Annotated in this window: 14 protein-coding genes; 9 read left to right on the top strand and 5 right to left on the bottom strand. The window is 44.8% G+C overall.

Translation table 11 applies throughout. The features are described from left to right. Positions 1-102: 102 nt before the first annotated feature. The 3 genes from APB76_RS03970 to rarD all read right to left on the bottom strand — a co-directional run bounded on the left by APB76_RS03970 (position 103) and on the right by rarD (position 2,640). Positions 103-771, bottom strand: a complete 669-nt coding sequence (locus APB76_RS03970; protein ID WP_049846402.1) for a LysE family translocator — start codon at positions 769-771, stop codon at positions 103-105. An 88-nt stretch (positions 772-859) separates the two neighbouring features. Next, positions 860-1,654 (bottom strand): AraC family transcriptional regulator, encoded by a 795-nt coding sequence (locus APB76_RS03965; RefSeq protein ID WP_049846403.1) that lies wholly within the window; start codon positions 1,652-1,654, stop codon positions 860-862. Positions 1,655-1,737: 83 nt separating this feature from the next. Continuing rightward, entirely contained in the window at positions 1,738-2,640 is a 903-nt protein-coding gene (gene rarD / locus APB76_RS03960) for an EamA family transporter RarD (RefSeq protein ID WP_049846404.1), read from the bottom strand. Between the two features lie 171 nt (positions 2,641-2,811). Between rarD and recQ the strand changes: the two genes are divergently transcribed. The 3 genes from recQ to APB76_RS03945 all read left to right on the top strand — a co-directional run bounded on the left by recQ (position 2,812) and on the right by APB76_RS03945 (position 5,829). Beyond that, entirely contained in the window at positions 2,812-4,650 is a 1,839-nt protein-coding gene (recQ, locus tag APB76_RS03955) for an ATP-dependent DNA helicase RecQ (protein ID WP_054963145.1), read from the top strand. Continuing rightward, positions 4,643-4,963: a DUF3630 family protein gene (locus APB76_RS03950; RefSeq protein WP_054963144.1), complete on the top strand. Its 321-nt coding sequence runs from the start codon at positions 4,643-4,645 to the stop codon at positions 4,961-4,963. The genes recQ and APB76_RS03950 overlap by 8 nt, the downstream gene beginning before the upstream one ends. A gap of 197 nt (positions 4,964-5,160) precedes the next feature. Next, the gene (locus APB76_RS03945; protein WP_049846407.1) at positions 5,161-5,829 is read left to right on the top strand and encodes a 7-cyano-7-deazaguanine/7-aminomethyl-7-deazaguanine transporter; all 669 of its coding nucleotides are present in this window, start codon (positions 5,161-5,163) and stop codon (positions 5,827-5,829) included. 63 nt (positions 5,830-5,892) lie between these two features. On the opposite strand, the gene gppA is transcribed toward APB76_RS03945, so the two are convergent. Continuing rightward, a complete protein-coding gene (gene gppA / locus APB76_RS03940) occupies positions 5,893-7,383 on the bottom strand; it encodes a guanosine-5'-triphosphate,3'-diphosphate diphosphatase (RefSeq protein ID WP_054963143.1) in 1,491 nt (496 codons plus the stop codon). Positions 7,384-7,390: 7 nt separating this feature from the next. After that, entirely contained in the window at positions 7,391-8,692 is a 1,302-nt protein-coding gene (gene rhlB, locus APB76_RS03935) for an ATP-dependent RNA helicase RhlB (protein ID WP_049846409.1), read from the bottom strand. 111 nt (positions 8,693-8,803) lie between these two features. Here rhlB and trxA point away from each other — a divergent pair, with 111 nt between their 5' ends. The 6 genes from trxA to fre all read left to right on the top strand — a co-directional run bounded on the left by trxA (position 8,804) and on the right by fre (position 14,636). Next, on the top strand, positions 8,804-9,130 hold the full coding sequence (gene trxA / locus APB76_RS03930) for a thioredoxin TrxA (RefSeq protein ID WP_004745500.1): 327 nt from the start codon (positions 8,804-8,806) through the stop codon (positions 9,128-9,130). 200 nt (positions 9,131-9,330) lie between these two features. Continuing rightward, a complete protein-coding gene (rho, locus tag APB76_RS03925) occupies positions 9,331-10,590 on the top strand; it encodes a transcription termination factor Rho (RefSeq protein ID WP_049846410.1) in 1,260 nt (419 codons plus the stop codon). Positions 10,591-10,694: 104 nt separating this feature from the next. Next, positions 10,695-11,693 (top strand): hypothetical protein, encoded by a 999-nt coding sequence (locus tag APB76_RS03920; protein WP_054963142.1) that lies wholly within the window; start codon positions 10,695-10,697, stop codon positions 11,691-11,693. Between the two features lie 92 nt (positions 11,694-11,785). Beyond that, positions 11,786-13,642, top strand: coding sequence for a 4-hydroxy-3-polyprenylbenzoate decarboxylase (ubiD, locus tag APB76_RS03915; protein WP_054963141.1), 1,857 nt, complete (start codon positions 11,786-11,788; stop codon positions 13,640-13,642). Beyond that, positions 13,639-13,908: a 2Fe-2S iron-sulfur cluster-binding protein gene (locus APB76_RS03910; RefSeq protein WP_054963140.1), complete on the top strand. Its 270-nt coding sequence runs from the start codon at positions 13,639-13,641 to the stop codon at positions 13,906-13,908. The genes ubiD and APB76_RS03910 overlap by 4 nt, the downstream gene beginning before the upstream one ends. Positions 13,909-13,922: 14 nt before the next feature. Beyond that, positions 13,923-14,636 carry an NAD(P)H-flavin reductase gene (gene fre, locus APB76_RS03905; RefSeq protein ID WP_054963139.1) on the top strand — a complete coding sequence of 238 codons (714 nt, stop codon included), beginning with the start codon at positions 13,923-13,925 and terminating at the stop codon, positions 14,634-14,636. Positions 14,637-15,031: the final 395 nt, after the last annotated feature.

The following is a 15,031-nucleotide window of genomic DNA, read 5'->3' as shown; positions in this document are numbered from 1 at the left end:
TCCTTTTTATTTATGCAGACCAAGAGTGACAGTGGAATAGCTTGAGGTCTAAGGATTTGTTATCAATTTGTAATCTTGAATCAAATTTTAGACACCGAACGATTACCACAAGGCGAGAATCGCACTAATAGATTGCCAAAGAATACCAAGACCAATCACGGCAAATAAAAAGCCACATAATCCATCAACGTAGCGGGCCATGGCTTTAATCTTGCGCTGCATGCGTTGGGTGGACAGAGCCCAAGCAAGAAATGAAAACCACAGTAACGAAATTCCCCATAAGATCATCAATGCCATTCCCTTCCCAGTTACAGACATGCTCGCTGGTACTAAGCTCGACATTAGGCTGATAAAAAACACCAGAGCTTTGGGGTTCAGGATATTGGTTGCAAAGCCTTGTGAAAACGCCTCACGCTTATTGCTGAGTAATAGGCTTGGCTGCTCTGGGCTAGTTTGATTGGCTTTAGTTTCACGGATGCTAGACCAGCTTGCCTTGAGGGCTCCATAACCCAGATAGAGTAGGTAGCTCGCACCTGCTAATTGCAGCAAAGCAAACAAAGTAGGCTGTTGATGCACCAAGTAGCTAATACCAGTTAAGCTAAGAATGGCATGCAGCAAGATGCCACAAGAGAGGCCCAAAGCAATATAAAGCCCAGTTTGACGCCCGTAGCGTGTGGCATTTTGCACCACCAAGGCAAAATCAGGCCCTGGGCTCATCAGAGCAACAAAGTGAACCACGGCCAATGTAGTTAAGATAGTCAGTTCGTTCATCAGGTAGCTTTATAAATGGAAGATGACGCTAGTGTGGCAGGGATTATCGGTAAGCGATTGTAAAAAACTGACACTTGCTGAAAACGAGCTAACTAATGTTTGATGGATTAACACCATAGGTCGATTTAAACGCTTTACTAAAGTGAGCCTGGTCATAAAAACCGATTTGGTGGGCGACTTCAGTGCCACTGACTCCGGACTTAAGTAGCTTCATACCTTGCTCCATACGCAGTCGGCTTAACCATGCATAAGGCGTTAAGCCTACTTTGGCTTTAAAGTGGCGTTGAAACTGAGTTGGGCTCAATTCACATAGTTGAGAGAGTTGCTCTAAGCGTACAGGTTGGTCAAGGTTGTCTAGCAGGTACTCTTTTAAGGTCGCGATAGACTGGTTACCGAGAGGGACGGCGCATTTTTGCTCTAAACTACCATAATGGCTAAACAAGCGCTCAAACCCTTCGTAGGGTAAGCAGTCTTTGGTCAACTGGCTGACGTTATTATTGGTGAGCAACTGGTGTAATTGACTAAGAGACTGGAATACCTGTGAATCTGAAATAATGAGGTGTTTGAAATGAATCAGGTCACTAGGTTGTTTGAGTTGAGCCAGCTCGCCAAGCCAATTTGGGTTAAGTGCAAACACACGGGTTTGATAGCCGGACGCTAGTGTGGATTTGCCATCATGTAATTCATCGGGAGGCATGATAACTATTTGCCCCTCACCAACATGATGACTTGCTCCTTGATAGTGGAACTTTTGTTGCCCACCCGTAATAAGACCAATATGGAAATCAAGATGATAGTGGCGTGAGAAAGCAAAAGACTGATAATTTGCTTCAATCAGGCTGATCTCTTTATTATCTGTACTGTGGTAATTGACCTTATCCATAAAAACAAAAAAGCTTGATGACTATTTCATCAAGCATATATTGGGCTAAGTTATTTGTCTTGTAAAAAGCGATCGGTGTCCTGTTAAGGCTTTTTGGATTGTCTACTGTTTCTTAGCCCGTCAACACTAAATACGACTAAGGCACCCCAAATAAAGGCAAAGGTAATCGCCTTATCAATTGTGAACACTTCACCATAGACAAGCACTGCGAGTAAAAACATTAGGCTTGGGCCTATATACTGGAAAAAACCGAGTGTTGATAACTTAAGCCGAGTTGCAGCTCCGGTAAAACAAAGTAGTGGCAAGGTAGTGATGATGCCTGCTGAAATTAGTAATAGATTCAGGTTGAGCGGGTTTTGAGTGAAGTGCGAAGTTGGTGTATCTGCAATCCACAGTAAGTAAATAGCTGCGGCAGGCAGCAAGACTAAGGTTTCTATAAACAAGCCTGTTTGTGCTTCAAGGCTGACTTTTTTGCGCAATAGGCCATAAAAGCCAAAGCTGAGAGCCAAGGCGATGGCAACGACTGGGATAGAGCCAAACACAAACAGTTGGACAAAAACACCACAAGCAGCAAGGGTAACGGCAAACCATTGCAATTTACGCAGTCTCTCACCCAGAAATAGCATTCCAAGTAATACATTGATCAAGGGGTTAATGTAATAACCAAGGCTGGCATCAAGCATATGGTCAGAATTGACCGCCCAGATAAAAATTAACCAGTTGGCACCGACCAAAACTGCAGTGGTGACTAAATAAAGCAGCTTTTGCTTCGACTTGATCACGTCGCGCACATTACGCCAACGACGACCAAAGTGAAGAAGGGCAGCGAGTAAGAAGAAAGACCACACCACTCGGTGGCTTAGAATCTCGAGCGGGGAGACTTCGGCCAAAGCTTTGAAGTAGATAGGTGCGATACCCCACATGGTGTATGCCCCAATGGCAAGAAAGACCCCCTGTTTTGCTCGCTGTTGTTCTTCTGCAGTCATTTAGCTTTACTCGATCATAATTTTTACAAATTGAAACAAGCAGTATAAGGAGCATAATCCGATTCACCTAACAATTTGCGGTTTTATTCACCGTTAAACCCCACTACAATGTGCCCCTTGCGCTTGATGCGCTTGATGCGCTTCTGCCCTGCAACTCTACTGAGATAGTTCATGACCTCGATACTTTTAGCCCAGCAACCTTCAGCCGATTTGCCGACGCCACAAACCATCCTCGAAGATGTTTTTGGTTATCAAAGCTTTCGTGATGGTCAGCAAGAAGTGATCGAATCAGCCGTCGCTGGACAAGACAGTTTGGTCATTATGCCAACCGGTGGTGGTAAATCTTTATGCTATCAAATCCCTGCGTTAGCAAAAGAGGGCCTAACCCTAGTCATTTCACCACTGATTTCTTTGATGAAGGATCAGGTAGACCAGCTTAAGGCTAATGGGGTGGCGGCTGAATGCATTAACTCTACAATGCCACGTGAAGATCTGATCTCGGTGTATAACCGCATGCATTCCGGCGCTTTAAAACTGGTTTATGTCTCTCCAGAACGAGTATTGATGCGCGATTTTATCGAGCGTTTGGAAAATGTTTCCCTGTCTATGATTGCGGTTGATGAAGCGCATTGTATCTCACAGTGGGGGCATGATTTCAGACCAGAATATGCGTCATTAGGACAACTTAAGCAGCACTTTCCGCTCGTTCCTGTTATGGCACTGACCGCAACCGCAGATGATGCAACGCGTAAAGACATAATGCAGCGCCTACAATTGGATGAGCCGCATACCTATCTTGGTAGTTTTGATCGTCCAAACATTCGTTACACCTTAGTGGAAAAGCACAAACCTATTTCACAAGTGGTACGCTTTCTTGAAGGGCAACGTGGCAGTTGCGGCATTATCTATTGCGGTAGCCGTAAGAAAGTGGAGATGGTGACTGAGAAGCTGTGCAACAACGGGCTTCGTGCTGCCAGTTATCATGCCGGACTTGATGCGGATGAGCGTGCTTATGTCCAAGAAGCGTTTCAACGTGATGATATCCAGATTGTTGTTGCGACAGTGGCGTTTGGCATGGGAATCAATAAACCCAATGTCCGTTTTGTGGTGCATTTTGATATCCCACGCAACATCGAATCTTATTACCAAGAGACAGGTCGTGCAGGTCGAGATGGCTTGCCTGCAGAGGCGATGATGTTGTATGACCCTGCGGATATTAGCTGGTTGCGGCGCATGCTAGATGAAAAAGACGACGGCCCGCAAAAGCAGGTTGAAGCACATAAGCTCAACGCGATGAGTGCTTTTGCCGAAGCACAAACCTGCCGTCGCCAAGTTCTACTTAACTATTTTGGCGAGTACCGCGAGAAGCCTTGTGGTAATTGCGATATCTGTCTAGATCCACCTAAACATTTTGATGCCACGGAGCAAGCGCAAAAGGCACTTTCTTGTGTTTATCGCGTCAATCAAAGCTTTGGTATGGGCTACGTAGTTGAAGTTCTGCGTGGCATGCAAAACATCCGCATTCGTGAAAACGGTCATGACAAGCTGTCGACCTATGGACTCGGGCGTGAAAACAGCCACGACTATTGGGTGAGTGTGTTTCGTCAGTTAATCCATAAAGGTTTGTTGTTCCAAAATATCACTCGCAACTCCACCTTGCAGTTAACCGAAGAAGCAAGGCCACTATTGCGTGGTGATATGTCTTTGGAACTCGCTGTGCCACGTCTTGATACCGCGGCTCGTGCAGCTAAATCTGATAAGCTTTCGAGTAAAAACTATGATAAGAAGCTATTTGCTAAGTTGCGTAAGCTTCGCAAAGCCATTGCTGATGAAGATGGCCTACCACCATACGTAGTGTTCAGTGACGCGACATTAATTGATATGGCAGAAATACTGCCGACCTCTTACGGTGAAATGCTTGCCGTAAACGGAGTGGGGCAGCGCAAGTTAGAAAAATACGCCGACCCATTCTTAGATCTTATTCAGGAGCACTTAACAAATCATGGCTGATGTCACACCACAAACGGAATTTGGTCTGCTTGATTATCAGGTAGAAGAGGGGCGCATCATCATTCGTGCTCCGCGGTTTGATTTTGATAGCTTTCCCCAGCTTGCAGAAAAACTTATTAAGCTGCTGTCTGCTTCGGTGGTTGAAAAGCAGTGGGATGCAGATATTCATTCTTGGTTGATTGACTTTGAAGGCTGCCAACTATTTCTTAAATCAGAACATTACAGTGAGTGTATCTGGTTTGAAGCGCTGGCGATTGATGATTCAAAAGAAGAGCTCGACTTCCTCGCTTCTCTTTTTCAACGAGGTTTCTAAGTAGAACATGACGCTAACGATTGCTTCAATTTCACCTATTGCAGGTGAAGTTGGTTAATGTATAATCGCCCGCCGCGATATTTGTTATAAAATATCGACCCTAATTTCATTTAACATTGTTGGTAAGTGTCCTTCCTTGGCTGGAAGTGATTCGATTTGGGTTCCCTCACCCCCAAACCAAACTAAAAAGGTATCGCATGAGTAACTTTACCCCTGCGCAGCAGCGCAAAGCCCTTTTTCTATTAGTTCTGTTCCACCTGATCATTATTGCCTCGAGCAATTACTTGGTTCAGCTTCCTTTTACCGTCTTTGGTTTCCACACTACGTGGGGCGCATTTACGTTTCCTTTTATCTTTTTGGCTACTGACCTGACCGTACGTATCTTTGGTGCTCAATTGGCGCGTCGCATTATTTTCTTAGTGATGTTGCCTGCATTAGCGGTCTCTTATGGACTATCCGTCTTATTCTACGAAGGCGCATTCCAAGGTTTCAGTCAGTTAGGTGAGTTTAATCTGTTTGTTGCACGTATTGCTATCGCTAGTTTTATGGCTTATTTACTTGGTCAGATTTTGGATGTGCAAGTATTTAACCGACTGCGCCAGTTAAAGCAGTGGTGGGTTGCACCGACGTGTTCGACACTATTTGGTAATGCACTAGATACTATCGCTTTCTTCGCTATTGCTTTCTACCAAAGCCCAGATCCGTTTATGGCTGAGCATTGGACGGAAATTGCATTAGTCGACTATGGCTTTAAATTGGTGATTAGCTTAGGCTTGTTTGTGCCTATGTATGGTGTGTTACTTAACTACTTAGTGAAAAAGCTCACAGCAGTGAATCCAGACTTCAAAGTCGCTGGCGCTAACTGACTCTAAAGCAAAATAAAAAGCCCGAGGGGACGATCCTTCGGGCTTTTTCGTTTTTGTCTAATCTCAATACTCAATTATTGAGAGCGGCCAACCAATATCACTTTGGCGGTTCGCTTCAATTTCAAGTTCTGCAGCAGTCAAAGGGTTGTTTTTAAGCCACTGCGCTTTAAGTGTTAGGGTTAGCTTGTCGTCGCTAGAGCTTACCGTAATGTTAGGTTCAAGCTCTGGATTACGTCGGTGAGTCAGCAGCACAGCCAAGCGCAGTAGGCGTAAAACTCGTTTAGCACTGGTGCTTGAAAGTGCGTGCTGCTCTGGAAGTGAAGTCAGTTGTTCGCGATAGCGACGAGTCAGTTCACCTAACAAGTGCTTTTGCGCGCGTGTATAGCCAGGCAAGTCAAGGTTTTGCAATAGGTAGGCACTATGTTCGCCACCCTTTTTGAAATCGATAGTCAAACCAATTTCATGCAGTTTGGCTGCCGTTTCAAGCAGTACTCTACCGTGGGATTCAGCAATCCAATCTGATTGGCACTCAGCCAGTAACTTGGCCGCCATAGCTGCAACTTGTTGTCCGTAAGTGACATCCATTTGGTAGCGGCTTTGAACGCTACAGATAGTGCGGGCGCGAATATCGTCTTGCTTTAGTTCATCGACCATTTCATACACTAAGCCTTCGCGCAATGCGCCGCCTGCCAACGTCATCGAATCAATCTCAAGTAGCTCAAAAATAGCGATGAGAATAGACAGGCCACTAGGGAAAACTAAAGCACGTTCTAGTGTAAGTCCTTCTATTTCTAGCTCTTCAAGGTGATCAGCCAGCATCGCTTGTTTCTGAAGGCGCTTCAGTTTGGCGTGGGTAATAACCTCATCCATACCTTGTGCCAGCATGATTTCTTGTAGTGCCTGCACCGTACCAGATGCACCGACACACACATCCCAACCAATCTTTGTGTATTGCTCTAAGATTGGTTGGAGAGTTTCTTTGGCGGCTTGTATGGCATGGTTGAAGTTGGTGATCGTCAACTGGCGATCTTTAAAATGGCGCTCAAGCCAAGTTACACAACCCATTTTCAGACTGGTTAGTGCTTTGGCTTCAAAACCTTCGCCAATGATCAGTTCGGTGCTAGCTCCACCAATATCAACCACCAAACGCCGACCACTACCACCAGAGGTATGTGCGACCCCTTTATAGATAGTGGCCGCTTCTTCTTCACCACAAATTACTTCAATTTTGTGACCAAGAATCTGATTGGCTTTTTCAAGAAAGACATCCACATTGGTTGCTGTGCGCAGAGTCGCGGTACCAACAATGCGGATATTCTCTTTTGGGATATCTTGAAGTCGTTCTGCAAATAGACTTAAGCAGTCCCAACCGCGTTGCATGGCTTCAAGACTTAGAGCGTTGTTTTCGTCTAAGCCTGCCGCAAGGCGAACTTTGCGTTTGATTTTAGCCATGGTTTGTACGCTGCCATCAATGTGACGCACAACGAGCATATGAAAACTGTTCGACCCGAGGTCGATGGCTGCGTAAAGCGGAGATGAAACTGCTTGGCCCATAAGCGACTTAAGAATCCTTTTGCTGACGCTGGCGAGAGCGGTTGTTATTACGACGATTTCCTGAACGAGAACCACCAGTATTAGTACGACGCTGTTGCGGACGGCTAGAACGCATACGGATTGGTGCTGGTAGATCTTCAATCAAGGCACTTGGGTCGTAGTCAGAGACTGGGATTGTGTGTTCGATGTACTCTTCAATTGGCGGAAGATTGATCGCGTAATCTTCACAAGCAAAGCTAATTGAGTGACCACTTGCACCCGCACGACCAGTACGACCAATGCGGTGTACATAGTCTTCGCAGTCATCAGGAAGGTCAAAGTTGAATACATGCGTCACTTGTGGAATGTGAAGACCACGAGCAGCAACGTCTGTTGCAACTAATAAATCGACTTCGCCTTTAGTGAATTGCTCTAAGATACGCTCGCGCTTCTTCTGCGGTACGTCGCCAGTCAACAGACCAACACGATGGCCGTCAGCCGCTAGGTGACCCCAAACAGACTCACATTTATGTTTCGTGTTAGCAAAGATGATTGCTCTTTCTGGCCACTCTTCTTCAATGAGAGTTTGTAGTAGCCCCATCTTATGTTCGTTTGAAGGGTAGAACAGCTCTTCTTGAATACGGTGCCCAGTTTTTACGTCAGGCTCGACAACAACATGCTCAGGGTTGTGCATGTGTTCAAACGCCAGCTCTTGAACGCGATAAGAAAGCGTAGCCGAGAACAGCATGTTCAAGCGTTCTTTTGGTTCAGGCATACGACGGAACAAGAAACGAATGTCTTTAATAAAGCCAAGATCGAACATGCGATCCGCTTCATCAAGTACAACTGCTTGAATGTGGTTAAGGTTAAACACACGTTGCTTGTAGAAGTCGATAATACGACCAGTGGTGCCGATCAGAACATCGACACCGCCTTCAAGCTTGGCAAGCTGCTTATCGTAGCTCTCGCCACCGTAGGCAAGCGCGGCTTTAATGCCAGTGCTAGCGACTAACGACTCGGCATCGTTGTAAATCTGAATCGCCAGTTCACGTGTCGGCGCCATGATAATCGCACGTGGCTGATTTGGCTTACGACCTTCGTGTTCAGAAGTCGTCAGTAAGTGATTAAAAGTAGCAGTCAGGAAAGCGAGTGTCTTCCCTGTACCCGTTTGGGCTTGGCCTGCGATGTCTTGGCCGGTGAGCAGTACCGGCAACGCCAAAGCTTGGATAGGGGTACAAAATTCAAACCCTTTGTTGTCCAAACCTTCTGTAATTTGAGGGTGTAATCCCAAATCGGCGAACTTTTGCTCTGTGATATGCGTCTTTTTCATTGCTATAGAATATCAGCTAAAGCTTGCAATACGAAAGTAAATACATTCCAATAGGGCATCTATTTACTGGTTATCATCCAACCAGTTTCAAAAAACACATTGGAGTGGAAGATGAGTGATAAGATTTTGCAGCTTACTGATGACGGTTTTGAGAACGACGTAATCAATGCTGCAGGCCCTGTACTAGTGGATTTTTGGGCAGAATGGTGTGGTCCTTGTAAAATGATTGCTCCTATCCTGGACGAAATTGCAGATGAGTACGAAGGCAAGCTCACTATCGGTAAACTAAATATCGATCATAACGCAGGTACTCCACCTAAGTTCGGTATTCGCGGTATTCCAACGTTACTACTATTTAAAGATGGTAATGTTGCAGCAACTAAAGTTGGTGCACTATCTAAGACTCAACTAAAAGAGTTCTTAGACGCCAATCTATAAGTCGTATATAAGCAAGCCGTGCAATTTGAATAAATGCACGGTTTTGTTTTTGAAGCCTAACAAAATCTAGACTAGGCTAGTATTTAGTGCTAATTTATCGCACGTTAAATAAACAAGTTTCTCTTCTTGGTCGATCCTGTGACCAAATTCATCTTAACTAAATAACAGATCCTATTTTGACTAAAAAAGTATCCACCACCATGAATCTAACAGAACTGAAGAATAGACCTGTGTCTGATCTTGTAAAACTTGGTGAAAGCTTAGGCCTTGAAAACCTAGCTCGTCTAAGAAAACAAGACATCATCTTCGCTATCCTTAAAGCTCACGCGAAAAGCGGCGAAGACATTTTTGGCGACGGGGTTCTGGAAATACTTCAAGACGGTTTTGGCTTCTTGCGCAGTGCAGACAGCTCTTACTTGGCAGGCCCAGATGACATCTACGTATCTCCAAGTCAGATCCGCCGTTTCAACCTTCGTACAGGTGACTCAATTGCCGGTAAGATTCGTCCACCAAAAGATGGTGAGCGATACTTTGCTCTATTAAAAGTCAATACAGTTAACGATGACAAACCAGATAACGCGCGTAACAAGATTTTATTTGAAAACTTGACGCCACTACACGCAAACGAGCGTATGGTGATGGAGCGTGGTAACGGTTCGACAGAAGATATTACAGCACGTGTTTTAGACTTGGCATCACCAATTGGTAAAGGCCAGCGTGGCCTGATTGTTGCTCCGCCTAAAGCCGGTAAAACAATGCTGCTGCAAAATATTGCACAGAGTATTGCTTACAAGCACCCAGAGTGTGAGCTAATGGTACTTCTTATTGATGAACGTCCAGAAGAAGTTACCGAAATGCAACGCCTAGTGAAAGGTGAAGTGGTTGCATCTACATTTGATGAGCCAGCTTCTCGTCACGTACAAGTTGCTGAGATGGTGATCGAGAAAGCTAAGCGTCTTGTTGAACACAAGAAAGACGTGGTTATCCTACTTGACTCTATCACTCGTCTTGCTCGTGCTTACAACACAGTTGTTCCATCATCAGGTAAAGTTTTGACAGGTGGTGTAGATGCCAATGCACTACATCGTCCAAAACGTTTCTTCGGTGCGGCACGTAACGTAGAAGAGGGTGGCAGCTTAACCATTCTTGCGACAGCGCTAGTAGATACTGGTTCTAAGATGGATGAAGTTATTTACGAAGAGTTTAAAGGTACAGGTAACATGGAAATTCACCTGAACCGTAAGATTGCTGAGAAGCGTGTCTTCCCAGCCATCGACTTCAATCGCTCTGGTACTCGTCGTGAAGAGCTACTGACTAAGAACGAAGAGCTACAGAAGATGTGGATTCTACGTAAGATTGTTCATCCAATGGGTGAGATCGACGCGATGGAGTTTCTGATCGACAAGCTAGCAATGACTAAGACTAACGATGAGTTCTTCGATGCGATGCGTCGCCAATAGTCATTCGAATATTTGATAAAACGCCACCTTTTTAGGTGGCGTTTTTGTTTGCATTATCAATTGATAGCGCGCACAATGGTGCAATATGTTACAAGGAGGTTAACATGCAACAAGGAATGTTGTCGTCGGTACTCCTCCTGTCTATTGCACTTCTTACCGGAGTACCTGCCGCCGCTACAACTGAGATGGAACCTCAGCGTGTTGAGCAATGGTTACAAGAATCTCAAGTTCACGATAAAGTCTCTGAACTACTTCAGTATGTTGTTGAAGACGATACTGATGGTCTTAATTTTGCGTTACAAAGGTTCGCACTTCCCGTACAAGAAGTCTCTCGTTATTTACTGCTCAAGAAGATCGAAGATCAAAACTTAATTCTGACACCTAAAATGGCTCTGTTTATTGAGCAGCAACAGTCGATGGTACCAACATATCAAGTGTTAGAAAGAGGGGATGGCTACGAGTTTACTGTTCCGGCTTTTAATTACCCGGCTATCGCCAGTCGCTTGCTCAAACAATGGCGGCAAGATCAGTCGACCTTGGCGTTTGTGCTCGATGCTGAGCGTGGTGAGTTAGTTCTAAAAGATTGGCTCACGGGCAGTGACTATCAGGTGCAAACGCGTGAAGTGTTACTGATCCGTGAACTTGATAGCCTTTCTCCAGAAGCAGTTAATACACTAGCTGAGCAACTTACCAAAGCAGCTGTAGTCAGTTGGTTGCCTTCATCTCAGGTGATGGTTAGATTGGCGCAAGTGAGTGAAAACCCTGACGTATACAAACTGCTTTGGCTTATGAAAGCGGACTTTAATAGTGAGTCAGAACTTGTGCGTCTCGCGAAAGTGGCTGACAACTTCTCTTTAGTGCAAGTGATGCAAGCTTCGAATAATCCGAGTTTAAAAGAACGAGCGATTACCGAACTGACGAAAGTCAGACCGATGTCGAATGAAGTGAAAGAATTTCTTATCACTCGTATGGCGGCATCAGATGATGCTAGGTTTATTGCTGGAGAGCTTGCACGCCAAGGTTACTCTTCGTGGTTAGAGGAACTAGCACGTAGCAATAAAACTGTAAATAGCCGCGCCATTTTAAGCGTAATTGGCCAGTAAAATGATGACATATAACCACACGAAAAAGAGGGATCGAATGATTCCTCTTTTTGTTATACTGCCTGCAGATTAACCAGCCCATAATTAGGTCTATGAGTTTTAAGGATTTACGCGACTTTGTCGCTCACCTAGAAAAAGAAGGGAAGCTGAAACGCATCTCTCATCCGGTTGACCCCGACTATGAAATGACGGAAATCAGCGACCGTACCCTAAGGGCTGGTGGACCAGCTCTACTATTTGAAAACCCAATTGGGTATGACATGCCAGTGCTAACCAACCTTTTTGGTACACCTGAACGTGTAGCAATAGGCATGGGACGGCAAAACGTCAAAGAGCTGCGTGAAGTGGGCAAACTGCTGGCTTATCTAAAAGAGCCAGAACCACCAAAAGGTTTTAAAGACGCACTAGATAAACTGCCAGTCTTTAAACAAGTATTGAATATGCCTGCTAAGCGTCTACGCAAAGCACCTTGTCAAGAAATTGTCTGGCAAGGTGAAGAGGTCGATTTAGACAACATTCCCGTGATGAGTTGCTGGCAAGGTGATGTAGCACCGTTATTGACTTGGGGGCTTACTGTTACTAAAGGTCCTAAGAAAAAGAGGCAGAACCTCGGTATTTACCGTCAACAAAAAATCGCCAAGAACAAAATCATCATGCGCTGGCTTGCTCATCGTGGTGGGGCATTAGATTTACGTGATTGGATGGAAACTCACCCGGGAAAACCTTTCCCTGTCTCTGTAGCATTTGGTGCAGATCCGGCAACCATTCTTGGTGCCGTTACACCCGTCCCAGATACCTTATCTGAGTATGCATTTGCAGGTTTGCTACGTGGCAAGAAAACAGAAGTTGTTAAGTCTGTAAGTAACGATTTAGAAGTGCCAGCCAGTGCAGAAATCGTAATGGAAGGTTATATCGATCCTGATGAGTTTGCCGATGAAGGTCCTTATGGTGACCATACCGGGTATTATAACGAAAAAGAAAAGCATCATGTTTTCACCATTACTCATATTACGATGCGTAAAAAGCCTATCTATCACAGTACATACACTGGTCGTCCACCAGATGAGCCGGCAGTACTTGGCGTGGCTCTCAATGAAGTGTTTGTGCCGATTCTGCAAAAGCAGTTTCCTGAAATAGAAGACTTCTACCTACCACCAGAAGGGTGTTCATACCGTATGGCGGTAGTAACGATGAAGAAACAATATCCAGGTCATGCCAAAAGGGTCATGATGGGGGTATGGTCTTTCTTACGCCAATTCATGTACACCAAGTTTGTGGTCGTGTGTGATGAAAAGGTTAATGCGCGTGACTGGAATCAAGTAGTGGCAGCAATGACCGAACATATGGATCCGGTAAGGGATACCTTATTTATCGAGAATACCCCAATTGATTCATTGGATTTTGCTTCTCCAGTCGTTGGCCTAGGCTCGAAAATGGGCTTAGATGCGACGGTGAAATGGGATTCTGAATTGGTTGGTTCAGAGCAAGTAATGAAGCATCACACTCAATTGAGTGACGCAGAGATCACTGCCTTTATCGAGCAGAACCCAGAAGTTTGTGATATCTACATGCCACCTGCGGCTAAACATAACAGTTTTGCTGTAGTGACCATGAATAAACAACACGCAGAGCAATCTCAGCAGTTGGCTGAAAGAGTTGAGCGGTTCCTCGTAGAACGTGGTGAGCCCAAATTCATTGTTGTTTGTGATGATGATGTCAATGCTAACGATTGGAACGACATTATCTGGGCGATAACGACTCGGATGGATCCTGCACGAGATACTAAGCAGGTCATTGCCGCAAAAAAAAGCGCTAGTCGACTAGTATTAGATGCAACGAACAAAGTTGAAGGTGAGGAAGTGGTCAGAGAATGGGGCACACCTATCAAGAAAGATCCTCAACTTGTGGCAAAAATCGATACGATGTGGGATAAGTTGGGTATTCTATGAATCACTCAGTCATCTTGTTGCCAGATAATATAGAATTCGAAGTACAAGATGGACAAACGGTGTTGGAAGCGGCGCTCAACAATAATATTCGCTTTCCTCACCGATGCCAGGTCGGTGCATGCGCTGCCTGTTTGTGTCGTAAACTAGAAGGAACAGTATCTTATCACCTTGAACCTATGCTCACAGAGAAAGAGCAGCGCCAAGGATGGATATTTGCTTGCCAAGCCTTCGCAGAAAGTAAATTAGTACTTACTTTTGAAGAGTAAGTAAGAGGAACACCATGACTATTCAATGTAAAGTAAAGTCAATCCAGCCTTTGGCTTGCAATACTTACCAAATTTTATTGCACCCACAAAAGCCAGTGAGTTTTAAAGCTGGTCAGTATCTAATGGTCGTAATGGGTGAGAAAGACAGAAGACCATTTTCTATCGCAAGTAGCCCATGTCGCCATGAAGGTGAACTAGAACTGCATATTGGTGCCGCAGAACATAATGCTTACGCTCATGAAGTTGTCGAAGCAATGAAAAACGCGCTTGCGCAAGGTAGTGAGATCACTATTGACGCACCACACGGTGATGCTTGGGTACAAGAAGATAGTGAGCGGCCGATCCTCCTTATCGCAGGTGGCACTGGCTTTAGTTATGTTCGCTCAATTCTCGATCATTGCATTGCTCAAAACAAAACGAACCCTATCTACTTATACTGGGGTGGGCGCGATGAACGCCAGCTATACGCTAAACCAGAATTAGAAGAGATCGCGGCGAATAATCGTAATGTTCAGTTTGTACCTGTAATCGAAGAAGCACCTACTGAGTGGCGAGGAAAAGTAGGTAATGTGCTGCAAGCGGTTGATCAAGATTTCGATTCGCTAGCTGAGTATGACATTTATATAGCTGGACGCTTTGAAATGGCGGGCGCTGCGCGTGAACAGTTTACCTTAAATAAGCAAGCGCTAGCCGAAAGAATGTATGCCGATGCTTATGCTTTTATATAAAGCCTGAAGAATAAGGTCAAAAAGGGAGCGTTTTGTTCCCTTTTTTTATGCTTTTGCATACTAATTCAACGAACGGTCTTTTTTTCCAATTTTATTTGAAAAAGGGCTTGCGCTTAAATCTGAACTCCCTATAATGCGCATCCACTGACACGGCAGACGCCACAAGGCCTCAGCGATAAGTCGGTAGGATGAATAAGACAATTTAGCCACTTAACTTCTTCAAAAAAGATTTTAAGAAAAACTTCAAAAAAGTGTTTGACACTGAAGTCTGAATCGCTAAAATGCACGTCCACTTTGAGAGAAAGCGCTAACGCTGAGTTCTTAAAGAAAAGCTCTTTAACAATATAAACCTATCAATCTGTGTGGGCACTCGTTGATGATAATCCAATTAGAAA

The sequence above is a fragment of the Vibrio bivalvicida genome (genome assembly GCF_001399455.2).
Classification (GTDB): domain Bacteria; phylum Pseudomonadota; class Gammaproteobacteria; order Enterobacterales; family Vibrionaceae; genus Vibrio; species Vibrio bivalvicida.
This window is presented reverse-complemented; position numbering and strand designations above follow the sequence as displayed.